We start from the raw sequence: 21,611 nt of genomic DNA on the forward strand, positions 1-21,611 counted from the left end.
TCGGGGAGCTTCGGAGTGTTTGCCGGTGGTTCGCGTAGATCGCTACGTTCACGGCACCGCACCAGCCATACGACAGGACGTAGCCACGATGCAGCAGGTAACCAGGAAGATCCTCGGAGTCGCGGTCCTCGGCGCCGCCTTCGCCTCCGCCGGTACGGGGGCCGCCTCGGCCGACACCCTCGACTCCGTCGCCAAGGGCCCCGCTCAGGCGATGCACGAGGGTCACCAGGCCGCGGACGCCGCTGCCGGCTCCGTGCGGAGTGCGGAGAAGGACGTGCTGAAGAAGCAGAAGAAGGCGGTCCACCTCCGCGGCCCCGTCGGCCACACGCTCGGCGACGCCCGGGGGCTCTGACGCTCCCCGCCCGACACGGCACGACCCGGGCATGCAGCGGGCCGCGCATCGATGACGATGCGCGGCCCGTGGCCGTGTCCGGCGCCCCGGCTGCCGGACGCCACCGTGGTCACCAGGCCGTGCGCTCCTCGCCGTTCGGCAGCAGGATCCACAGCGCCAGGTAGAGCAGGAACTGCGGGCCGGGCAGCAGGCAGGAGAGCACGAAGATCAGGCGCATCGTGCTCGGTTTCGTTCCGAAGCGCTGTGCCAGACCGGCACAGACGCCGCCGATCATCCGGCCTTCGCGCGGGCGGACAAGTGCGGGCATGGCGCGACTCCTTCACTCCGTGTCGTCCCTCGACGTCCGGCTTCCACGCTAGGCGCCCTCCACACCTGCGGCGTCGGTCTAGGGGGCGATCCCGACCCTGGCCGCTCTCGGGGGAGCGCTCCCGCCGGACTCGTCCCGCAGGGGGAGGGCGTCGGGCGCCCCCGTCCGCTGGGCGGAGCCGCCCCACGGGGGCCCGTGCCCGTCCTTGCGCCGCAGCCATGCCCGTACGAGAGGGAAGACCAGCAGGCAGGCGAGGCTCACGCCCGCGGTGTTGAGCAGCACGGCGTCGACGTTCACCGAGTGGCCCGGCACTCCCGACTGCAGGAGCACTATCGCGGACGAGATCAGCGCACTGACGGAGACCGTGCGCGCGCAGGTCCCGGCCAGCGGACGCTCCGTACGCCCTGAGGCCAGCGGCAGCAGCACACCCAGCGGAGCCAGCAGCGCCAGCTGGCGGACCAGGCCGCCGAGCGCGTCGGGCGAGCCCTCGTGCAGGTCGGTGCGGATCGTCGCGAAGGGCTGGAGGTTCGGGGGCGCGACCCACGGCACCGAGAGCGGACGCAGCGCCACCCATGCGACGACGGCCATATACGCGATCAGCAGGACGAGTCCTGCGACGCGGATTCGGGGAGCGGGAGCGGCGGTACCGCCGCCACGGCCATGACGCTGCACACCAGCAAGGACGCCGCGGTCCTGTGCGCGGTTCCGGGGCGAGGTCACAGCCGTGTACCGGCCGTCGCGGCGGCTTCCGGGTGTGTGCGCAGCGCGGTGTCGCACTCGTAGCGTCGCGCGGCGTCCTCCCCTCCGTCGCCGTCCGCGGGGCCGCCCAGGATCACCGAGCGGTCGGTGCCCGCAGCGGCCGTGTCCGCGTACGTGCAGACGATCTGCGCGAGCGCGAACGACGGGAGATCCTTGACCGGTCTGCTCAGGCGGAGCGCCGCCGGCGGATCGCCCTCCCGTGGGCCGGAGATCTCCAGGTCGCGCGGCACGGCCGTCTTGAACCCCGCGGCCTCCTCGTCCGAGTCGGGCTGTGCCCGCAGCGCGTCGAGCAGGCCGCGGGCGACGGGCAGCCGCTCCGAGTCGTCGCCGTCGGGCAGGGCCACGCGCCGGTCGACTGGCGAGACGCGCGAGCCGCACGAGAGATACACGCGCACCGGCAGGTTGCCGCCGTCGCCCCCGTCTCCGCTCTCCCGCTCGCCGGGCAGCACACAGCTCACGCGCGACGGCGCCGCCCCCGCGTCGACGGGCACGGACGTGGAGCGGATGCCGCAGCCGGAGGCCAGCACGCCGAGCAGGGCCAGGCCCGTGAAGACCGCGGGAAGCCGGGCGCGGCCCGGTCCCAGGACCCACGGGATCCGCGCTCGGACCGCCCCGCCGCGCTGCGCCGTACTCCTCAACGGTCCGACCCCTTCCCGTCGCCCTTGCCGCTGCCCTTCCCGTCGTTCCCGCCGTCCCCGCGGCCGCCGTCCGGCCCGCCGTCCTCCTCCTCGCCCTCGCGTGCATCGTGCCGTGCCGAGTCGCGCGGCAGACGGAGCGTGAAGACGGCACCACCGCCGTGCTCCCTGTCGTTGCGTACGGAGATGGAGCCGCCGTGGATGTGCGCGTTCTCCTGGGCGATGGACAGCCCGAGGCCGCTGCCCTCGGACCTGGGCCGGGACGCGCTGGCCTTGAAGAAGCGGTCGAAGACGTGCGGCAGCATCTCCTCCGGGATGCCCGGACCGCGGTCCGCCACCTCGATCAGCAGCTCGCCTGCGCCGCCGGCCGGCGGCTCCTCCGTACGGACCGAGACCCGGACCGGCGAGCCGCCGTGCTTGAGCGCGTTGCCGATGAGATTCGCCAGGATGACGTCCAGCCGGCGGGGATCGAGCCGGGCCATCAGGCCCCTGTCGGCGTCGAGTTCGACGGCGTCCAGCCAGGCGCGGGCGTCGATGCAGGCGGTGACCTGGTCGGCCACGTCGACGTCGTCGAGGACCAGCTTCGCCGTGCCGGCGTCGAAGCGGGTGACCTCCATCAGGTTCTCCACCAGGTCGTTCAGGCGGCGGGTCTCGCTGACCACGAGCTGCACGGCGGGCGCGATCATCGGGTCGAGGTTGTCCTGCTCCTCCTCCAGCACCTCGGTGACCGCGGAGATCGCCGTCATGGGCGTGCGCAGCTCGTGGGACATGTCGGCGACGAAGCGCCGCGAGGACTCCTCCCGCGCGCTCAGATCGGCGACGCGGTGCTCCAGCGACTCCGCGGTCCGGTTGAACGTGCGGGAGAGTTCGGCGAGTTCGTCCGTGCCCGAGACCTTCAGCCGGGTGTCCAGCTTCCCCTCGCCCAGCCGGCGCGCCGCGTCGCCGAGCCGCCGTACGGGACGCAGCACGGTCGTCGCCGCGGCCTGCGCGAGGAGCATCGCGCCCACCAGCGCCAGCCCTGTCGCGATGCCCAACGACCAGGCGAGGGAGTTGAGATCGTCCCGCTCCTGCGCCAGCGACTTGCGCATGTAACCGGAGGGCGTCGCCCCCTCGCCGATCATCTTCGCGCCGCCGACGAGGAACGGCTCGTTGCCGCCGCCTTCCGCCGTCCGCTGCCAATAGAGGTGGTACGGGTAGGAGTTGCCGCTGTCGACGGTACGGCGCTTGGCGACGGCCGTGCGCAGCCGCGCCGGTACGTCCGTCATCCTGAAGGACGCCGGGTCCGAGGCGACGGCGCAGCGGATGCCGTCGGCGTCCTCGCCGGTGAGCAGAACCTCGTAGTTCTGCGAGCTGCCGCTCATCTTCTCGGCCGCGTCGCGCAGTTGGCGGCAGTCGTAGCGGCGGGGCAGGCTTCCGGCGTTGTCCTCCATGGACTTGCGGAAGTCGTTGAGCGCGGCGTTCTGAGTGCGGGTGAGGACGGCGTCCCTGTTGAGCCAGTACGCGATCCCGGACGCCGAGACCGCCGCGGTCAGCGCCACGAGGGCGAAGACCACGACGAGCCGCAGCCGCAGCGTCGGTAGCATCCCGGCAACCCAGCCGCGCATCCGCTCCTCACGCTCCCGGTTCACACGTGAGCGGTCCCTGTGTATCCACTTTCCCGGCGCACGGCCCGGGCGGCCTCCGTCCTGGCGCTCCCCGTCCTCCTGGCCCCGGCTTCCGGGGTCGCGTCCCCGTTCCGGCCCCGGCTGCGCCGGTTCCGTCACTGCGGGGCGTCCAGCCTGTATCCGACGCCGCGGACCGTACGGATCAGCGACGGCGACGACGGCACATCCTCGACCTTGGCGCGCAGCCGCTGCACGCACGCGTCGACGAGGCGCGAGTCGCCGAGGTAGTCGTGCTCCCACACCAGCCGCAGCAGCTGCTGCCGCGACAGCGCCTGGCCCGGCCGCCTGCTCAGCTCCAGCAGCAACCGCAGCTCCGTGGGCGTGAGTTGGAGGTCCTCGCCGTTCTTCGTCACGGTCATCGCCGAGCGGTCGATGACCAGACTGCCGAAAGTCGCCGCGTCGTTGGACTCGCGCTCGCCGCGGCGCATCACCGCGCGGATGCGGGCGTCCAGCACCCTGCCCTGCACCGGCTTGACCACGTAGTCGTCCGCGCCGGACTCCAGCCCCACCACCACGTCGATGTCGTCGCTGCGCGCCGTCAGCAGGATGATGGGCAACTGGTCGGTGCGCCGGATGCGGCGGCACACCTCGAAACCGTCGATGCCCGGCAGCATCACGTCGAGCACGATCAGGTCCGGCCGCTGCTCGCGCAGCAGTTTGAGGCCGTCCTCACCGGACGCGGCGGTCACCACGCGGTGACCCTGCCGGGTCAGGCCCATCTCAAGGGCCGTACGGACAGCGTCATCGTCCTCGATCAGCAACAGGAAAGGCACGCGGGCCATTCTGTCCCATGCCCCCCTCCCACTTCGACCGTGCGTGCTGCTCAGCTCACCGCCCGGCACCGTGACGGCGTCCCGCGGGCCGCGGGAGTCCGCAGCTCACACGGCGGGACACGGCCACTCCCGCCCTTGTGACACCGCTGTGACAGTCGGGGGACCTGGCGATGAAATCGACCGTGCAGTGTGTACGTCATCAGTGAGCGACCAGGTTTGCCCGAGGGGGGCGCAAGATGAACACACTGCACAGCGAGAACGTCAGCGCAGTCATTCACACGCGCCTGCACACCCCGTCGGTTCCGGCGAACCGCGTCGCCGACAAGTCCGCGACGATCGGGCGAGGGTGCGCCCGCTCGGCCGGGCGTGCACGGCCGCCGCACATCACCGCGGTGGAGGGCCTTCGAGGGGAGGCCCGCAGCACGGGGGACGGTGAGTACAGGGAGGAGCCGGGAGCACGGCAGGAGGCCGCGTCGGAGGCTGAGTTCACAGCCTACGTACGCGAGCGCCGCGCCTCCCTGTACGCCACCGCCTACCACCTCACGGGCGACCGCTTCGAGGCCGAAGACCTGTTGCAGAGCGCGCTGTTCTCGACGTACCGCGCCTGGGACCGCATCAGCGACAAGGCGGCACTCGGCGGCTACCTGCGCCGCACCATGACGAACCTGCACATCAGCGCGTGGCGCCGCCGCAAGCTGAACGAATACCCGACGGAGGAGCTGCCGGAGACCGCCGGCGACCAGGACGCGATGCGCGGCACGGAACTGCGCACCGTGCTCTGGCAGGCGCTCGCCCGGCTTCCCGAACTCCAGCGCACGATGCTGGTGTTGCGCTACTACGAGGGCCGTACCGACCCCGAGATCGCGGACATACTGAACATCAGCGTCGGCACGGTGAAGAGCAGCATCTGGCGTTCGCTGCGCCGCCTGCGCGACGACGAGGTGCTCAGCTTCGGCAGGGACCAGGAGGAGTCGTTCGGAGAGCTGGTCGCCTGACCGCACAGACCTGAGGGGCAAGGGCCGGGGATGGGCCCTTGACGGGGACCTCGGGAGGGGCTGGGGAGCCCCGAGGGGGTGCACCGGGGGGCACGGGGGAACAGAGGGGAAAAACGGGGACCCGTCCGGGGGGACGGGACGAGAGAGCGGGTACGGGCAACCGGGGGGTCTGCCCGAACCCGCTCTCTCCTCATGTGCGGGGCGATTCCAGCTGTTTGTGCGATTCGTTCACGATTCGTTCCATTTAACGCCCTGTTCTGCCGTTCTCCCGCGGGCAGTTGGACGCGGGCCCGGTGCGCGCACCGCCGCCGTGCGGTCCGTCCGTCCTCACATCGCCGTACGCGTGGCACGCGCCTCGCGCAGCCGCCGTATCCGCTCGGCCGCCTCGTCCCGCGCGCACGGATACGCGCCCAGCTCCTGGTGCCGCGCCACGATCGAGCCCTCGGCCCGCAGCAGCCGCCAGCCCCGGCGCAGCAGGAACGGCGCCGACTTGCGCCCCTCGCGCAGATCACGCAGCAGGCGCCGCCGGAACGTCGTCGACGGGCGCCCGCGCAGGCAGATCGCGTCGGCGAGCAGCCCGAGCTCGCGGCAGCGGGCCACGATGTCGGCGGCGAAGATGCCCTCGGCGATGAAGAGCCAGGCGCCGTCGAGCGTGAGCGTCTCCTTGCCGACGCGTGCGCTCAGCGAGATGTCGTACAGCGGAACCGTCGTACGTCCCGTCGCGCACAGATCGCGCACCGCGGCGACGGCGGCGTCCGCGTCCCAGGAGCCGGGCGAGTCCCAGTCCACGCCGATGCCGTGCGGGAGCAGGGGCAGCGTCGGGTCGCCCGCCTCCTTGTAGAAGTCGTCGAGACGCATGACGGGCAGCCCGCTGCGCGCGGAGAGCCGGGACTTCCCGGAGCCGGAGGGCCCGGTGAGCAGAATGACGCCGGGCGAGCGCGGTATGTCTCGGGGATCGGTCACGAGAGACCATTGTCGGCCATGGCGCCCGCGGCGTAACCGGCCGGACCGGCCGGAGGTCTCAGCTCTCGTCCCCATCGCGGCCGAGCACCTCGCTGATCTTGCTGTGCTCTGTCACGCCTCCGGTGAACAGCGCTCGGTACTCGGCCGCTGCCAGCGCACGGTCGAGGCCGGCCAGTTCCTCGGGGCTGATGAGAACGGCCGCTTCGCGCCCCTGGTCCGTGATCGTGATCCGCTCCCGCGTGCGGGCGACCCGCCTCACCAGGCTGTCGAGCATGCTTTCCGCCTGGGCCACTGAGCAGGTCCGCGGCTCGGAGGTCTCGTCGTTCATGCGGCAGAACGTACCGCCCGCACCCGTCCGTCCGCAGCTCGCCGGTCTTCGGCAACGGGCCCGGGGGCAGGGCCTGTTCGCTCCCCCCCCCGGCTCGCAGCGGACGGACGACCGGGGCGCCGCACGCACCTCACTCCTCGCGGACGCAGGCGCGGCGCGCCCTCAGACCCCCATCGGGTGCCAGACCGTCTTGGTCTCCAGGAAGGCGAGCAGCCGCGAGGTTCCCGGGTCGGCGGACCAGTCGGCGGCCTCGCCGCTCCCGTTCCCCTCGTACGGGCGCAGCACCCGCTTCAGGTTCTCCGCCGCCGCCGTCTCCAGCTCCTTCGCCAGCTCCGGGTCCGCCGCCGCGCCCGCCAGGTCCAGCGCGTTGACGTCCTGGTGCGCCGCGAGCGTCGCGGCGACCTCGCGCGTGCGGCCCGAGAGGACGTTGACCACGCCGCCCGGCACGTCGGAGGTGGCCATCACCTCCGAGAGCGACAGCGCGGGCAGCGGTGCCCTCTCCGAAGGAACGACCACGGCCGTGTTGCCCGTGACGATCACCGGTGCGAGGACGGAGGCCAGCCCGAGGAACGACGACTCCTGCGGGGCCAACACGGCGACGACGCCGGTCGGTTCGGGTGTCGAGAGGTTGAAGAAGGGCCCCGCCACGGGGTTGGCACCCCCGGCGACCTGGGCGATCTTGTCGGACCAGCCCGCATACCAGACCCAGCGGTCCACCGCCGCGTCGACCTGCGCCGCGGCGGCCCGTCCCGACAGGCCCTCGGCCGCGGCGACTTCGGCGGCGAACTGCTCGCGCCGCCCCTCCAGCATCTCGGCGACGCGGTAGAGGATCTGACCGCGGTTGTAGGCCGTCGCGCCCGACCAGCCCCCGAAGGCCTTGCGCGCGGCGGCGACCGCGTCGCGCGCGTCCTTGCGGGACGACTGCGGTGCGTTGGCCAGCCAGTTGCCCTCGGAGTCGGTCACCTCGTACACCCGTCCGCTCTCGCTGCGCGGGAACTTGCCGCCGATGAAGAGCTTGTACGTCTTCATCACATCGATCCGGGCCGGAGTACGGACCGAAGTCCGCGCCGGCGCGGGGGACTTGCCGGCCGAGGCCGCGGTCTTCGCGCTCTTCGCGGCCTTCGCGGTCTCCTTCTTCGGGCTCTTCGGGCTCTTCGCGCTCTGCGGGTTCTTCGAGTTATCGGACATCGAGGTACGCCTCCAGACCGTGACGCCCGCCTTCGCGGCCGAAACCCGACTCCTTGTAGCCGCCGAAGGGCGAGGTCGGATCGAACTTGTTGAACGTGTTGGCCCAGACGACGCCCGCGCGGAGCTTGTTCGCCATGGCCAGGATGCGCGAGCCCTTCTCCGTCCAGATGCCCGCCGAGAGCCCGTACGGAGTGTTGTTGGCCTTCGCCACCGCCTCGTCCGGCGTACGGAACGTCAGCACGGACAGCACCGGCCCGAAGATCTCCTCGCGGGCGATCCGGTGCGCCTGGCTGACGCCGGTGAAGAGCGTCGGCGCGAACCAGTAGCCGTTGCCGGGCAACTCGCAGGGCGCGGACCAGCGTTCGGCGCCCTCGGCCTCACCGGAGTCGGCCAGCTCCTGGATGCGGGCGAGCTGTTCGGCGGAGTTGATGGCGCCGACGTCGGTGTTCTTGTCCATGGGGTCGCCGACGCGGAGCGTGCGCAGGCGCCGCTTCAGCGCGTCCAGCAACTCGTCCTGCACGGACTCCTGCACCAGCAGCCGCGAGCCCGCGCAGCAGACCTGCCCCTGGTTGAAGTAGATGCCGTTGACGATGCCCTCGACGGCCTGGTCGACAGGCGCGTCGTCGAAGACGATGTTGGCGCCCTTGCCGCCGAGTTCGAGGGTGAGCTTCTTGCGCGTACCGGCGACCGTACGGGCGATCTGCTTGCCCACCGCCGTCGAACCGGTGAAGGCGACCTTGTCGATGCCCGGGTGCGCGACGAGCTCGGCGCCCGTCGAGCCGTCCCCGGTCACGATGTTGACGACGCCCTTCGGCAGGCCCGCCTGGCGGCAGACGTCGGCGAAGAAGAGCGCGGAGAGCGGCGTCGTCTCGGCGGGCTTGAGCACCACGGTGTTGCCCGTGGCCAGCGCCGGGGCGATCTTCCAGGCCAGCATCAGCAGCGGGAAGTTCCACGGGATGACCTGCCCGGCGACGCCGAGCGGCCTCGGGTCGTGGCCCAGGCCCGCGTGTGCGAGCTTGTCGGCCCAGCCCGCGTAGTAGAAGAAGTGCGCGGCGACGAGCGGCAGATCGGCGTCGCGCGTCTCGCGGATCGGCTTGCCGTTGTCCAGCGTCTCCAGGACGGCCAGCTCACGGGAGCGTTCCTGAAGGACGCGGGCGATGCGGAAGATGTACTTCGCGCGCTCGGCGCCCGGCAGCGCCGACCAGCCGGAGAAGGCCGAACGCGCCGCGCGTACCGCGGCGTCGACGTCCTCGGCGCCCGCCTGCGCGACCTCGGAGAGGACCTCCTCGGTGGCGGGCGAGACGGTCTTGAAGACCTTGCCGCCTGCCGCCTCGCGGAACTCGCCGTCGATGAACAGCCCGTAGGACGGGGCGATGTCGACGATCGCGCGGGATTCGGGCGCGGGTGCGTACTGGAAGATCTGCTCTGTCATCTCTGCCTCAGTCCACCGTCACGTAGTCGGGACCGGAGTAGCGGCCGGTGCTCAGCTTCTGGCGCTGCATCAGCAGGTCGTTGAGGAGGCTGGAGGCGCCGAAGCGGAACCAGTCGGGGCTCAGCCAGTCCGGTCCGGCCGTCTCGTTGACCACGACCAGGTACCGGACGGCGTCCTTGGCGGTGCGGATGCCGCCTGCGGGCTTCACCCCGATCCGGGTGCCGGTCGCGGCGTGGAAGTCGCGCACGGCCTCCAGCATGAGGAGCGTGTTCGGGAGCGTGGCGTTCACGGCGACCTTGCCGGTCGAGGTCTTGATGAAGTCGGCGCCCGCGAGCATCGCCAGCCAGGACGCGCGGCGGATGTTGTCGTACGTCGACAGCTCGCCGTTCTCGAAGATCACCTTCAGATGGGCGGGCTCTGCTCCTCCGGGCCGCTCGCACGCCTGCTTCACGGCCTGGATCTCCTCGAAGACCTTGCCGTAGTCGCCGGCGAGGAAGGCGCCGCGGTCGATCACCATGTCGATCTCGTCGGCGCCCGCGGCGACGGCCTCACGGGTGTCGGCGAGCTTCACGGAGAGCGCGGCGCGGCCGGACGGGAAGGCGGTCGCGACGGAGGCGACCTTGATCCCCTCGCCGCCGCCCGCCGCGAGGGCCCGCTTCGCGATGGCCGCCATGTCCGAGTAGACGCAGATCGCCGCGACTTGGGGCGTGGTGCGGTCGCTCGGGTCGGGGCTGGCGCCCTTGGCGCACAGGGACCGCACCTTGCCGGGGGTGTCGGCCCCTTCGAGGGTCGTCAGGTCGATCATCGAGATCGCGAGGTCGAGGGCGTACGCCTTGGCCGTCGTCTTGATCGAGCGCGTGCCGAGGGTCGCGGCACGGGCCTCGAGCCCGACCGCGTCGACGCCCGGCAGGCCGTGCAGATAGCGGCGCAGCGCTGCGTCGGACGCGGTCACGTCCGCGAGCGCGGATGCGGATGCGGAGGTGGGGGCCGCTGTGGCTGTGGACGCTGAAGACATGGTCACCAGAGGAGCATATCTACACGCGTAGCGCCGCCGGTAGGGGCCATCGCATACGGGATGCGGCGATCGAGGCGGGTGCGGGCGGATCGATGCCGAGCCGCAATGTCCGCCATACGGACGGTCCGGCAGAATCAGGCCCCATGAGTAGCGAGTCCCGACCCGAGCGCGAGCGCGAACGCGAACCCCGGAACGGGCCGGAGGAGCAGCCCCCGCCCGGCACCGGCGCCGACGCACAGGCGACCGCGCCCGAGGCGGAACGCGAGCCCGCCGAGCCCGAGTCCGGGTCCGAGTCCGAGCCGGACGCCGAGCGGAAGCCCGAATCGGCGCCCGGGCCCGAGCCCGGCCCGGAGGCAGCACCAGACTCCGCACCGGACCCGTCGCCGCAGCCCGAGGCGCCCGTGTACGCCGACCGCTGCTACCGCTCGCCCGGCGCTCTCGCCGGCGGCGTACTGCTGCTCCTCCTCGGCCTCTGGCTCGGCACGGACGCGCTCATCAACGGCGACAATCACACGCGCCTGACCGCCGTCTTCGGGCTCGTCCTCGCCGTGCCGCTCGTGGTCGCCTTCACGCTCCGGCCCGCCGTGTACGCCGGGCGGCAGCGGATGCGCGTGCGGAACCCCTTCCGCACGATCACGGTCCCATGGGGGTCGGTCGAGGCCGTACGAGCGGGCTACTCCAGCGAGGTCGTCGCCGACGGCACCAAGTACCAGCTGTGGTCGATCCCGGTGTCGCTGCGCGCCCGCAAGCGCGCAGCACGGCGGACCGAACGCGCCGAGCGTGCCGCGGCCCGCGGAGGCGCCGCCGTGGCCGCCGCCCCGGCCCGGCCCATGGGCCTGTTCGGGCTGGGCGGCGTGCCCGGCGGGGACGACGTCGGGGAGCGCCGCGCGCCGTCGGACCAGGCCATCGACGAGCTGCGCGGCCTCGCCGCCGACAACGGCAAGGACCCGGCCGCCCAGGGCGAGGTCACCGTCCGCTGGGCCTACGAGATCGCCGCCCCCGCCCTCGCCGGAGCCGTCGCCCTCGCGGTCCTTCTCGCGATGGGCTGAGACGCGCTCGGATTCCGGCCGCCCCGGACTGTCTCCCCGGGAAGCCGCCTGGCGAATTCCCGCCGGGGTGCCGCCGATTGAGGACCACGGAGCTCACGACGTCTCGGAGCCGCCCGCGTCGAGCCCCAAGAACGAGGAATGAGCACGGTGTTCGGTCCGGTGTTCGGCCGGGCGTCCGTTTCGGTGCCCGACTCACCGCACAGCGCCGTGAATTCGGCGTCCACTTCCTCAGGAGGCCTCCGTGGCCTGCGCGTTGGGGCCGCGGCCGTCGCGCGTCGCGCCACGGCCGCGTACATGGCTCGTACGGGTGAAATCACGATCGGCGGCGCCCAACTGGCGAATCGGTTCTCTAGTTGGCCGTAAAGGAAAATCCAGATCCGGCGATGCGAATGCATATCGTCAGCAGAATCGAGTTCTCTTGTTTCGTTGCCATTCGGTGGGGAATCTGAGCGCACCCCTTCACCGGGGCTTTCGGCCAAGCCGGCCGAGCAATGAGAAAGCGAGAGACAGAAGTGAAGATCAGAAAATCTCTGGCAGTGCTGGGTGCGGGCGCTGCGCTGGCGCTCGGGTTCGGCGGAGTGATGGCGCCTTCTGCCCAAGCACACACCCCGGTCTGGGGCGACGCCAGCTACACGCAGTCCGACCTGCGGACCGGTGCCGTGCGCACCGGGACGGCCTACGCGTCGCCGGGCGGAGACGCCGTGGATCCGCCGTACTCCGCCTCGTCCCTGCGCTGCTGGAACCCCTACATCTCGGGCCGGACGTTCGCCGTCTCGTGCTCCGGGACGTACTGGCGCGTCTTCACCGACTGCACCGACGACAACCGCTACGTCACGCCGGCGCTGTACGGCACGAAGCGCGTGGCCGTCCACTGCCCCGCCGGCACCCGCGCGGTGCGCGGCGGCGCGTACGGCCGCTGAACCGGCGCACCTGAGCCCGGCTCCATCGGCCCGCTGAGGACTTCGACCGAAGCCCTCAGCGGGCCTTCGCCGTGCCGGGCGGCGACGACGGCGAGCTCGACACGGTCAGAACTGCGACATCTGCGGGATCGTCTTCTCGGCGAGATCGATCAGCGCCTCGACCTTCGGCAGATCCGCGGCGACCTCCTCGGGGGTCACCGACGGCGCCTCGGACGAGCGGTATTCGACCTCGTTCCGCCGGACGCGCATGCGGTTGAACGGCCGGATGACCGAGCCCAGCGGAGGGTCGAGCTGCGCCCGCGCGGTCTCGTAGACCGCCCTGTGGCCGCCGCGGCTGGTCGCGCGCAGACCCTGGTTCTGAAGGACCGCCGCCAGCGCCCTGCGCGCCGCGTCGTACGCGAGCGTGTAGGCGCCCTCGGGGTCCGACTCCATGAGTTCTCGCGCGGAGCCGGCGTGGGTGCGGCTGCGTTCCAGTTCGGCCTCCGCGGACTGCCGGGACGGGGGTACGCGCTCCAGTTCGCGCCGCGAGATCATCTCGTCCACCGTCGACCGGCCCTGATTCCATCGGCTCATGCCGTTTCCCCCTTGCCCGGCTTGCCCAGTTGAAGTTCGACCAGCGGGCGCTCGCGGACACTGGTGAGGAACGGGTCACTCGTATCCGAGTCCCACGACGAGGCCGAGACGCGGTGGATGTTCACCTCGCGTCCGAGGCGGCGCTCCGAGCGCTCGGCCGCGTCGAAGAGTTCGTCGGGATCGGGACGGCCGACCACGAGCACGTCGACGTCGCCCGGCTGCTGCCCCGGCTCGCCGCGGTAGCGCGCCGCCCAAGAACCGTAGATGAACGCCCGTTCCACACCGCTGACTTCGCGCAGGTTCTCGGTCAGCAGCGGGACGGGGCCGAACGAGACCGCGATCAGCTCCGTGAGGGGACGCACCAGGGGCGTGTCCGAACGCACGGACACCAGCCGGGTCCGGCCGACGTGCCGTGAGGCGAGGATCTCGGCCTCTCCGAGACGGTTGACCTCCCGCAGGACCGCGGTGTGCGACGCACCGAGCTCACGGGCGATCTCGGTCAGGCTGTACTCCCGCTCGGGGTGCAGCAGGACCAGGGCCAGCAGTTCTCCCTGCAACTGGGAGCGCAGCAGCGGCAGCAAGCGAGGCGAAGTCTTCACTGGACGCACAATATCGTGCGCCCAGTGAAGACGACAACTGGTCAGCGGGCGATCACATACGGTGCCGGTCCCGCGACGGTCCGCACGGGTCCGCGTCAGACGCCGGCCGCGGCCGCCAGATCGGCCTTGAGCTTCGCCAGTACGGTCTCCGCGTCCGTACGGGCCGCCGCCAGCGCCGCCTGGTCGCGGACCGGCACCACGACCTCCAGATAGCACTTGAGCTTCGGCTCCGTACCGCTGGGCCGGACCACCACGCGGGCCTTCTCCACCCCCGCCCCGGGATCGCCTGCCAGCCCGTAGCGGAGGCCGTCCGTGGGCGGAAGCAGATCGGAGCCCTCGCTCAGGTCCTCCGCGGAGACGACCGCGAGGCCCGCGAGCCTGACCGGCGGAGCGGCCCGCAGCCGCTCCATCGCCGAGGCGATGTGCGACAAGTCGTCGACGCGCACCGAGAGCTGATCGGTCGCGTGCAGCCCGTACTCGACGGCCAGGTCGTCCAGGAGATCCGTCAACGAGCGGTCCGCCTGCTTGAGTTCGGCGGCGAGCTCGGCGACGAGGAGGGCGGCCGTGATGCCGTCCTTGTCGCGCACGCCCTCGGGATCGACGCAGTAGCCCAGGGCCTCCTCGAAGGCGTACCGCAGACCGTCCACGCGGGCGAGCCACTTGAAGCCGGTCAGCGTCTCCTCGTACGGCAGGTCCGCGGCGTGCGCGATCCGCGAGACCAGCGACGAGGAGACGATCGACGTGGCGAACGTGCCGCGCGCCCGCTTGTGCACCAGATGCGTCGCGAGCAGCGCGCCGACGTCGTCGCCGTGCAGCATGCGCCAGCCGCCGTCGGCCGCGGGGTCGGGAACGGCGACGGCGCAGCGGTCGGCGTCCGGGTCGTTGGCGACGATGAGATCGACGGGGCCGGACGCGGCGGCCGTCCCGCGCGCCGTGGCGAAGGCGAGGTCCATGGCTCCCGGCTCCTCCGGATTGGGGAAGGAGACGGTGGGGAAGTCCGGGTCGGGAGCGGCCTGTTGATGCACCGGCACCGGCTCCGGGAAGCCCGCGCGCCGGAAGGCGGCGAGCAGGGTGTCCGAGCCGACGCCGTGCATCGCGGTGTGCACGATGCGTACGTCACGGGGCGTGCCCTCCGTCAGCACCGACCCCGTGCGGGCCAGATAGCTCTCGACGATCTCCTCGCCGAGCTCCTCCCAGCCCGACTCCGGCCGGGGGACGCCCGCGAGCGGCCCGACCGCCTCGATCCTCGCGGCGATCGCGGCGTCGTCGGGCGGGACGATCTGCGAGCCTCCGCCCAGATAGACCTTGTAGCCGTTGTCGCGGGGCGGGTTGTGGCTCGCGGTGACCATCACGCCCGCGGCGGCCCGCAGCCGGCGCACGGCGAACGCCAGCACCGGCGTGGGCAGCGGGCGGGGTAGCACGGCGGCCCTCAGGCCCGCGCCCGTCATCACGGAGGCCGTATCGCGGGCGAAGTCGTGGCTCTTGTAACGGGCGTCGTAGCCGATGACGACCAGATCGGGCTCCCCGCCCTCCTGGCCGCCGGCCTCGGAGCGCTGGTCGCGCAGGTACGCGGCGAGCCCGGCCGCGGCACGGATCACGACCGAACGGTTCATCCGCATGGGCCCGGCGCCCAGTTCGCCGCGGAGCCCGGCAGTGCCGAACTGAAGGGTGCCGGAGAAGCGGGCGGCCAGCTCGTTGCCTCCCCCGGAGCCCGCGGCCCGGTCGGTGCCGCCGTCGACCTCGATGAGCTTGGCCAGCTCCTCACGCGTCTCCGGGTCGGGGTCCTCGGCCTGCCAGGCCCGGGCGCGGGCCACCAGCTCGGTCAGGTCGTCGTGCACAGCTCTGCCTCTCTCTTCAGCGTCCCGCGTGCGGGGACGCGAGTGGGCCCTCGCGGGGCGGCCGTCCGGCCGGGCGGTGGGGCGGCCCGGTCACTGCCTGCGGCCCGGGGCCCGCCGCTCACATGCGGCTCAGCACCTGTGCGAGAAGCGAACCCATACGGGCGGCCGATTCACGGCCCGCCTGAAGCACTTCCTCATGGTTGAGGGGTTCACCCGTCATTCCCGCTGCGAGATTGGTGACGAGAGAGATGCCGAGCACTTCCGCGCCCGCCTCGCGGGCCGCGATCGCCTCCAGCACGGTGGACATGCCGACGAGGTCCCCGCCGATCGCCCGGACCATGCCGATCTCGGCGGGGGTCTCGTAGTGGGGGCCCGGGAACTGCACGTAGACGCCCTCTTCGAGTGACGGCTCGACCTCCTGGCAGAGGGCGCGCAGCCGCGGAGAGTACAGATCGGTGAGGTCGACGAAGTTGGCCCCGACGATCGGGGAGGTGCCCGTGAGGTTGATGTGGTCCTTGATGAGCACGGGCTGGCCCGGGACCATGTCGCCGCGCAGGCCGCCGCAGCCGTTCGTCAGTACGACGGTCTTGCAGCCCGCGGCGACGGCCGTACGGACGCCGTGCGTGACGGCGGCGACACCACGCCCCTCGTAGAAGTGGGTGCGGCCCAGGAAGACGAGCACCCGCTTGTCGCCCAGCTCATGGGAGCGCACGGTGCCCGCGTGGCCCTCGGCGGCCGGTGCGGGGAATCCGGGCAGCTCCGTCACCGGGAACTCGGACTGGGGGACCCCGAGCGCGTCCGCGGCGGGCACCCATCCGGAGCCCATCACGAGAACGACGTCGTGGCTGTCCGTCCCGGTCAGCTCTCGCAGCCGCGTGGCGGCCGAATCGGCTGAACGGTACGGATCGTCGGCGGTGTTCGAGGCTGATTCGTTCACGCGATGAGCGTAGCGGTTTCGAGCCTACGCGCGTAGAGGGAGCCCGCGGTTGGGGGGAGTTCGGGCTGCGTCCCGTATGTGACGCGAGGGGCCTTCCGGGCCGAGGGGGGACCGCTGCGGTGGAGCCGTGGCCAGGGGGCCAGGGGGCCCGTCGATGGACCCCGCGGAACGCCCTAGCAGGGGCGCTTGCGGATCTCCATGACATAGTCGTGCGGTGCGCCCGCCGATTCGGCGGCGTCGGCGATGTCCCCCAGGTAGCGGGCCGAGGGCAGGCCGCCCTCATAGCCGTTGAGGACGTAGCACCAGGCCGTCACCTCGCCGTCCAGCGTGTGGACGCGCAGCTTGGTGCGCCGGTAGATGTCCATGCCGACGCCCTCCCAGCGGTCGAGGGCCTCCTCGTCCATGGGCGCGATGTCGTACAGGGCCACGAAGACCTGCGCCACGGGCGCCTCGACGACGGTCGCCAGCGCGCCCTCCCAGCCCATCTGCTCGCCGCCGAACGTCAGCCGCCAGTCGGTGACCCATCCGGTGCCGCGCAGCGGGGAGTGCGGGGCTCGGCGCGACATCAGCCGCGCGTCGAGGTTCGCGGCGTAAGCGGCGTAGAGGGACATGACGATGAGGGTACGGGAGTCCATCGCCGGGGCGGGGGTGGCGCAAGGGTGGCCCGGCCGCACGGGGGTCACACGATGGTGACGCGGCGTCGGCCCCCGCTCGCGCTGCCCTCACACCCCTCGGGCTCTCTCCCCGCCTCGGCGCTCGGACCGGGGCCGCCGCAGGGTGCTCATCCCGTGCGGGGGCCCGGGATGAGCCCGCACGGATGTGCGGGACAATGGTCCATGTGACTCGGATCGTGATCATTGGTGGCGGACCCGGCGGCTACGAGGCCGCCCTCGTGGCGGCGCAACTCGGCGCCGAAGTGACCGTCGTGGACTGCGACGGCCTGGGAGGAGCGTCGGTGCTGACCGACTGCGTGCCCTCCAAGACCCTCATCGCCACGGCCGAGGTCATGACGAACTTCGACTCCTCGTACGAGGAGCTCGGCATCCGCGTCGAGGACAGCACTCACGACCCGGACGACCCCGCCCGTGTCGTCGGCGTCGACCTCGGCAAGGTCAACCGCCGCGTGAAGCGGCTCGCGCTCGCGCAGTCCCACGACATCGTCGCGTCCGTGACGCGTGCGGGCGTACGGGTGCTGCGCGGCCGGGGGCGCCTTGAGCCGTCGCAGGCAGCGGACGGCTCGCGCGAGGTCGTCGTCACGCCGACCGGCGAGGCCGCCGGCGAGGACGAGGAGCGGCTCGCCGCCGACGCCGTACTGGTCGCGACCGGGGGGCACCCGCGTGAGATCCCGGACGCGCAGCCGGACGGCGAGCGGATCCTCAACTGGAAGCAGCTGTACGACCTGGACGAGCTGCCGGAGGAGCTGATCGTGGTCGGCTCGGGCGTCACGGGCGCCGAATTCGCGGGCGCCTACCGCGCGTTGGGCTCGCACGTCACGCTCGTCTCGTCCCGTGACCGGGTGCTTCCCGGTGAGGACCCGGACGCCGCGGCCGTGCTGGAGGACGTCTTCAGGCGCCGCGGGATGAACGTGATGGCACGCTCCCGCGCGGCCTCCGCGAAGCGCGTGGGCGACAAGGTCGAGGTGGAGCTCCAGGACGGCCGCACGATCACCGGAAGCCACTGCCTGGTGGCCGTCGGCGCCGTGCCCAACACCGCCGAGATGGGCCTGGAGGAGGCCGGGGTGCGGCTGAAGGACTCGGGGCACATCTGGACCGACAAGGTCTCCCGTACGTCCGCGCCGGGCGTCTACGCGGCGGGCGACTGCACCGGCGTCTTCGCGCTCGCGTCGGTCGCGGCGATGCAGGGACGGATCGCGATGTACCACTTCCTCGGCGAGACGGTCACCCCGCTGAACCTCAAGGCGGTCTCGGCGAACGTCTTCACCGACCCCGAGATCGCCACCGTCGGCTACAGCCAGGCCGACGTGGACAGCGGCCGCATGGACGCCTGGTGCGTCAAGCTGCCGCTGCTGCGCAATCCGCGCGCCAAGATGCAGGGCATCAGGGACGGCTTCGTGAAGCTGTTCTGCCGGCCGGGCACGGGCATCGTGGTCGGTGGCGTCGTCGTGGCCCCGCGCGCGAGCGAGTTGATCCACCCGCTGTCGGTCGCGGTCGACAACAACCTGACGGTGGGCCAGATCGCGAACACCTTCACCGTGTACCCGTCGTTGACCGGCTCGATCGGCGAGGTCGCGCGGCAGCTGCACACGCGGAAGACGGCCGAGGAGAGCTGAACAAGCCTGCCGGTTCGTCCGGTTGTGTCTATATCACGCGGCAAGTGCAGCTATGGACAACTTCCAAAAATCGACGAAAACTGCTGAAAGCAGACGGTCGTTGGGGTTACTGTCAGTCCCGTGTTCGCTGCAGAACGTCGCCAACTGATCCTGGAAATGGTGCGCGCCAACGGAGCGGTGTCGCTCCGTGAGCTCGCCCGCGTCGTCCAGACCTCCGAAGTGACCGTGCGCCGAGACGTACGGGCGCTGGAGGCAGAAGGGCTGCTCGACCGCCGGCACGGCGGTGCGGTCCTGCCGGGTGGATTCACCCGTGAGACCGGGTTCCCGCAGAAGCCCCACACGGCGACGGCGGAGAAGACGGCCATCGCCGATCTCGCCGCCGGCCTCGTCGAGGAGGGCGAGGCCATCGTCGTGGGCGCGGGCACGACCACGCAGGAGCTCGCCCGCAGACTCGCGCGGGTGCCGGGCCTGACGGTCGTGACCAACTCCCTCCTCGTCGCACAGGCGTTGGCGCACGCCAACCGCGTCGAAGTGGTGATGACGGGAGGCACGCTGCGCGGCTCGAACTACGCGCTGGTCGGCAGCGGTGCCGAGCAGTCCCTGCAAGGGCTGCGCGTCTCCCGAGCGTTCCTCTCCGGAAGCGGGCTGACGGCCGAGCGGGGCCTCTCCACGTCCAACATGCTCTCGGCCAGCGTCGACAGGGCGCTGGTGCAGGCGGCGGCGGAGGTCGTCGTCCTCGCCGACCACACCAAGCTCGGCACGGACACGATGTTCCAGACGGTCCCGACGGACGTCATGACGCGCCTGGTGACGGACAAGCCACCGCCCCACGAGGACCGCGCGGGCACGGAGTTGCAGGCGCTGGCCGATCAGGGCGTGCAGATCACCGTGGCGGGGATGACCCCGGCGGGCGCCGCCGAGGCGCCGGCTCCCGTGCAGGGCGCGGGCGGCGCGCGCGGCGGCTCCGGTGAGAAGGGCCGCGGCCGCAGGGACGTGCCGATGCCGGGCCAGCGGCGCAACCTCCCGCCGGGCGGCGGCGGTTCACCGGCACCGCAGCTGCGCAGCGCTCCGGCGCTGCCCGAACAGTCGCCCGTGGCGGGGCGTGTGGCCGATCTGGCTCCCAGGCGCCGCTGAGCGCGGTCTGTTCCGTACGCGATCGCCCGCCGCCCCCTGATGCCGGGGACGGCGGGCGATCGCGTACGCCGCTGTTCAGTCCTTGATTTCGCAGATGACGGTGCCGGCGGAGAGGGAGGCGCCGATCTCGGCGTGGAGGTCCTTGACGGTGCCGGTGCGGTGGGCGTTGAGAGGCTGCTCCATCTTCATCGCCTCCAGCACGACGACGAGTTCGCCTTCCTCGACGTGCTGGCCCTCCTCCACGGCGACCTTGACGATGGTGCCCTGCATGGGCGAGGCCAGGGCGTCGCCGGAGGCGGCGCTGCCGGTCTTCTTGGCGGCCTTGCGCTTGGGCTTCTTGCTGCCCGCGGCGGTGGGCGTGGTGATGCCGAGGGATGAGGGCAGGGAGACTTCCAGGCGTTTGCCGCCGACCTCGACGACGACGGTCTCGCGTGCGGCCTCGTCTTCCTCGGCCTCGTTGCCGGCCTCGGGCGGGGTGAACGGGGTGATGGTGTTGACGAATTCGGTTTCGATCCAGCGGGTGTGGACGGTGAAGGGCTCGCCGTCGCGTCCGGTGACCTCGGGGGCGAAGGCGGGGTCGGTGACGACGGTGCGGTGGAAGGGGATGGCGGTGGCCATGCCCTCGACGGTGAACTCCTCCAGGGCGCGGGCGGCGCGCTGGAGGGCCTGCTGGCGGGTGGCGCCGGTGACGATGAGTTTGGCCAGCAGTGAGTCCCATGCCGGGCCGATCACCGACCCGGACTCCACACCCGCGTCCAGGCGGATGCCGGGGCCGGTGGGTGGGGTGAAGGTGGTGACGGTGCCGGGCGCGGGCAGGAAGTTACGGCCGGGGTCCTCACCGTTGATGCGGAACTCGAAGGAGTGACCGCGCAGTTGAGGGTCGTGGTAGTCCAGCGACTCGCCGTCGGCGATGCGGAACATCTCCCGTACCAGGTCGATGCCGGTGACTTCCTCGGTGACCGGGTGCTCGACCTGGAGGCGGGTGTTGACCTCCAGGAAGGAGATGGTGCCGTCCTGCCCGACGAGGAACTCGCAGGTGCCCGCCCCGACATAGCCGGCCTCGCTGAGGATGGCCTTCGACGCCCGGTAGAGCTCGGCGACCTGCGCGTCGGTCAGGAACGGCGCCGGGGCTTCCTCCACGAGTTTCTGGTGGCGGCGCTGGAGGGAGCAGTCGCGGGTGGAGACGACCACGACGTTGCCGTGCTGGTCGGCCAGGCACTGGGTCTCCACATGCCGCGGACGGTCCAAATAGCGTTCCACGAAGCACTCTCCGCGGCCGAAGGCGGCCACCGCCTCGCGGACCGCGGAGTCATACAGCTCCTCGACCTCATCCAGGGAGCGGGCGACCTTCAGCCCGCGTCCGCCGCCGCCGAAGGCGGCCTTGATGGCGATGGGCAGCCCGTGCTCCTCGGCGAAGGCGACGACTTCGGCGGCACCGGAGACCGGGTCGGTGGTGCCGGCGACCAGGGGTGCCCCGGCGCGTTGGGCGATGTGGCGGGCGGCGACCTTGTCGCCCAGCGCGCGGATCGCCTCCGGCGGCGGCCCGATCCAGGTCAGGCCCGCGTCCATGACGGCCTGCGCGAACTCGGCGTTCTCCGAGAGGAACCCATAGCCCGGATGCACGGCGTCGGCACCGGAATCGGCCGCGGCCTTCAGCACCTTGTCCATGTCCAGATAGCTGGCCGCCGGGGTGTCACCGCCCAACGCGAACGCCTCATCAGCCACCCGGACGTGCACCGCGTCCCGATCCGGCTCGGCATAGACCGCGACACTGCCGATCCCCGCGTCCCGGCAGGCACGCGCAACGCGAACTGCGATCTCTCCGCGATTCGCGATAAGCACCTTGCGCACGATGACTCC

Annotated in this window: 22 protein-coding genes; 6 read left to right on the top strand and 16 right to left on the bottom strand. The window is 71.8% G+C overall.

Annotation, left to right across the window (positions count from 1 at the left end):
* Positions 1-88 precede the first annotated feature (88 nt).
* Entirely contained in the window at positions 89-352 is a 264-nt protein-coding gene (locus QQM67_RS02090; protein ID WP_314171771.1) for an ATP-binding protein, read from the top strand.
* Positions 353-461: 109 nt separating this feature from the next.
* On the opposite strand, the gene QQM67_RS02095 is transcribed toward QQM67_RS02090, so the two are convergent.
* The 5 genes from QQM67_RS02095 to afsQ1 all read right to left on the bottom strand — a co-directional run bounded on the left by QQM67_RS02095 (position 462) and on the right by afsQ1 (position 4,490).
* Positions 462-659, bottom strand: coding sequence for a PspC domain-containing protein (locus tag QQM67_RS02095; RefSeq protein WP_314171772.1), 198 nt, complete (start codon positions 657-659; stop codon positions 462-464).
* 78 nt (positions 660-737) lie between these two features.
* Positions 738-1,331, bottom strand: coding sequence for a VanZ family protein (locus tag QQM67_RS02100; protein ID WP_314171773.1), 594 nt, complete (start codon positions 1,329-1,331; stop codon positions 738-740).
* A 44-nt stretch (positions 1,332-1,375) separates the two neighbouring features.
* Positions 1,376-2,056 (bottom strand): hypothetical protein, encoded by a 681-nt coding sequence (locus tag QQM67_RS02105; RefSeq protein ID WP_314171774.1) that lies wholly within the window; start codon positions 2,054-2,056, stop codon positions 1,376-1,378.
* Positions 2,053-3,816, bottom strand: a complete 1,764-nt coding sequence (locus QQM67_RS02110; RefSeq protein ID WP_399064896.1) for an ATP-binding protein — start codon at positions 3,814-3,816, stop codon at positions 2,053-2,055. The genes QQM67_RS02105 and QQM67_RS02110 overlap by 4 nt, the downstream gene beginning before the upstream one ends.
* Positions 3,813-4,490, bottom strand: a complete 678-nt coding sequence (gene afsQ1, locus QQM67_RS02115) for a two-component system response regulator AfsQ1 (RefSeq protein ID WP_314171775.1) — start codon at positions 4,488-4,490, stop codon at positions 3,813-3,815. The genes QQM67_RS02110 and afsQ1 overlap by 4 nt, the downstream gene beginning before the upstream one ends.
* A gap of 236 nt (positions 4,491-4,726) precedes the next feature.
* On the opposite strand from afsQ1, the gene QQM67_RS02120 reads away from it, so the two are divergent.
* The gene (locus QQM67_RS02120) at positions 4,727-5,485 is read left to right on the top strand and encodes a SigE family RNA polymerase sigma factor (protein WP_314171776.1); all 759 of its coding nucleotides are present in this window, start codon (positions 4,727-4,729) and stop codon (positions 5,483-5,485) included.
* A gap of 327 nt (positions 5,486-5,812) precedes the next feature.
* On the opposite strand, the gene QQM67_RS02125 is transcribed toward QQM67_RS02120, so the two are convergent.
* The 5 genes from QQM67_RS02125 to deoC form a co-directional block, all read right to left on the bottom strand.
* Complete coding sequence (locus QQM67_RS02125; protein WP_314171777.1) at positions 5,813-6,448, bottom strand: ATP-binding protein; 636 nt, start codon at positions 6,446-6,448, stop codon at positions 5,813-5,815.
* 58 nt (positions 6,449-6,506) lie between these two features.
* Entirely contained in the window at positions 6,507-6,776 is a 270-nt protein-coding gene (locus QQM67_RS02130; protein ID WP_314171778.1) for a type II toxin-antitoxin system Phd/YefM family antitoxin, read from the bottom strand.
* A gap of 162 nt (positions 6,777-6,938) precedes the next feature.
* The gene (locus QQM67_RS02135; RefSeq protein ID WP_314172217.1) at positions 6,939-7,805 is read right to left on the bottom strand and encodes an aldehyde dehydrogenase family protein; all 867 of its coding nucleotides are present in this window, start codon (positions 7,803-7,805) and stop codon (positions 6,939-6,941) included.
* A 148-nt stretch (positions 7,806-7,953) separates the two neighbouring features.
* Positions 7,954-9,396 carry an aldehyde dehydrogenase family protein gene (locus QQM67_RS02140; protein ID WP_314171779.1) on the bottom strand — a complete coding sequence of 481 codons (1,443 nt, stop codon included), beginning with the start codon at positions 9,394-9,396 and terminating at the stop codon, positions 7,954-7,956.
* 7 nt (positions 9,397-9,403) lie between these two features.
* The gene (deoC, locus tag QQM67_RS02145) at positions 9,404-10,411 is read right to left on the bottom strand and encodes a deoxyribose-phosphate aldolase (protein WP_314172218.1); all 1,008 of its coding nucleotides are present in this window, start codon (positions 10,409-10,411) and stop codon (positions 9,404-9,406) included.
* Between the two features lie 143 nt (positions 10,412-10,554).
* Between deoC and QQM67_RS02150 the strand changes: the two genes are divergently transcribed.
* Both QQM67_RS02150 and QQM67_RS02155 read left to right on the top strand, forming a co-directional pair.
* Complete coding sequence (locus QQM67_RS02150) at positions 10,555-11,460, top strand: PH domain-containing protein (protein WP_314171780.1); 906 nt, start codon at positions 10,555-10,557, stop codon at positions 11,458-11,460.
* Positions 11,461-11,972: 512 nt separating this feature from the next.
* Positions 11,973-12,380 carry a hypothetical protein gene (locus tag QQM67_RS02155; RefSeq protein WP_314171781.1) on the top strand — a complete coding sequence of 136 codons (408 nt, stop codon included), beginning with the start codon at positions 11,973-11,975 and terminating at the stop codon, positions 12,378-12,380.
* Positions 12,381-12,485: 105 nt separating this feature from the next.
* Here the strand turns inward: QQM67_RS02155 and QQM67_RS02160 are convergent, their stop codons facing one another.
* From QQM67_RS02160 to QQM67_RS02180, 5 genes are all read right to left on the bottom strand, one after another.
* Positions 12,486-12,953, bottom strand: coding sequence for a hypothetical protein (locus QQM67_RS02160; protein ID WP_314171782.1), 468 nt, complete (start codon positions 12,951-12,953; stop codon positions 12,486-12,488).
* A complete protein-coding gene (locus QQM67_RS02165; RefSeq protein ID WP_314171783.1) occupies positions 12,950-13,552 on the bottom strand; it encodes an ArsR family transcriptional regulator in 603 nt (200 codons plus the stop codon). Before QQM67_RS02165 ends, QQM67_RS02160 begins: the two co-directional genes overlap by 4 nt.
* 95 nt (positions 13,553-13,647) lie before the next feature.
* Entirely contained in the window at positions 13,648-15,390 is a 1,743-nt protein-coding gene (locus QQM67_RS02170) for a phospho-sugar mutase (protein ID WP_314171784.1), read from the bottom strand.
* Between the two features lie 118 nt (positions 15,391-15,508).
* Positions 15,509-16,327, bottom strand: a complete 819-nt coding sequence (locus QQM67_RS02175; RefSeq protein ID WP_314171785.1) for a purine-nucleoside phosphorylase — start codon at positions 16,325-16,327, stop codon at positions 15,509-15,511.
* A gap of 173 nt (positions 16,328-16,500) precedes the next feature.
* Positions 16,501-16,938, bottom strand: coding sequence for a gamma-glutamylcyclotransferase (locus QQM67_RS02180; RefSeq protein WP_314171786.1), 438 nt, complete (start codon positions 16,936-16,938; stop codon positions 16,501-16,503).
* 218 nt (positions 16,939-17,156) lie between these two features.
* Between QQM67_RS02180 and QQM67_RS02185 the strand changes: the two genes are divergently transcribed.
* Together QQM67_RS02185 and QQM67_RS02190 are read left to right on the top strand one after the other, a co-directional pair.
* Positions 17,157-18,617 carry an NAD(P)H-quinone dehydrogenase gene (locus QQM67_RS02185; protein ID WP_314171787.1) on the top strand — a complete coding sequence of 487 codons (1,461 nt, stop codon included), beginning with the start codon at positions 17,157-17,159 and terminating at the stop codon, positions 18,615-18,617.
* Between the two features lie 156 nt (positions 18,618-18,773).
* Positions 18,774-19,751: a DeoR family transcriptional regulator gene (locus QQM67_RS02190; protein ID WP_399065213.1), complete on the top strand. Its 978-nt coding sequence runs from the start codon at positions 18,774-18,776 to the stop codon at positions 19,749-19,751.
* Positions 19,752-19,826: 75 nt separating this feature from the next.
* On the opposite strand, the gene QQM67_RS02195 is transcribed toward QQM67_RS02190, so the two are convergent.
* Complete coding sequence (locus QQM67_RS02195; RefSeq protein WP_314171789.1) at positions 19,827-21,602, bottom strand: acetyl/propionyl/methylcrotonyl-CoA carboxylase subunit alpha; 1,776 nt, start codon at positions 21,600-21,602, stop codon at positions 19,827-19,829.
* Positions 21,603-21,611: the final 9 nt, after the last annotated feature.

This window comes from Streptomyces winkii, assembly GCF_032248595.1.
Lineage (GTDB): Bacteria > Actinomycetota > Actinomycetes > Streptomycetales > Streptomycetaceae > Streptomyces > Streptomyces winkii.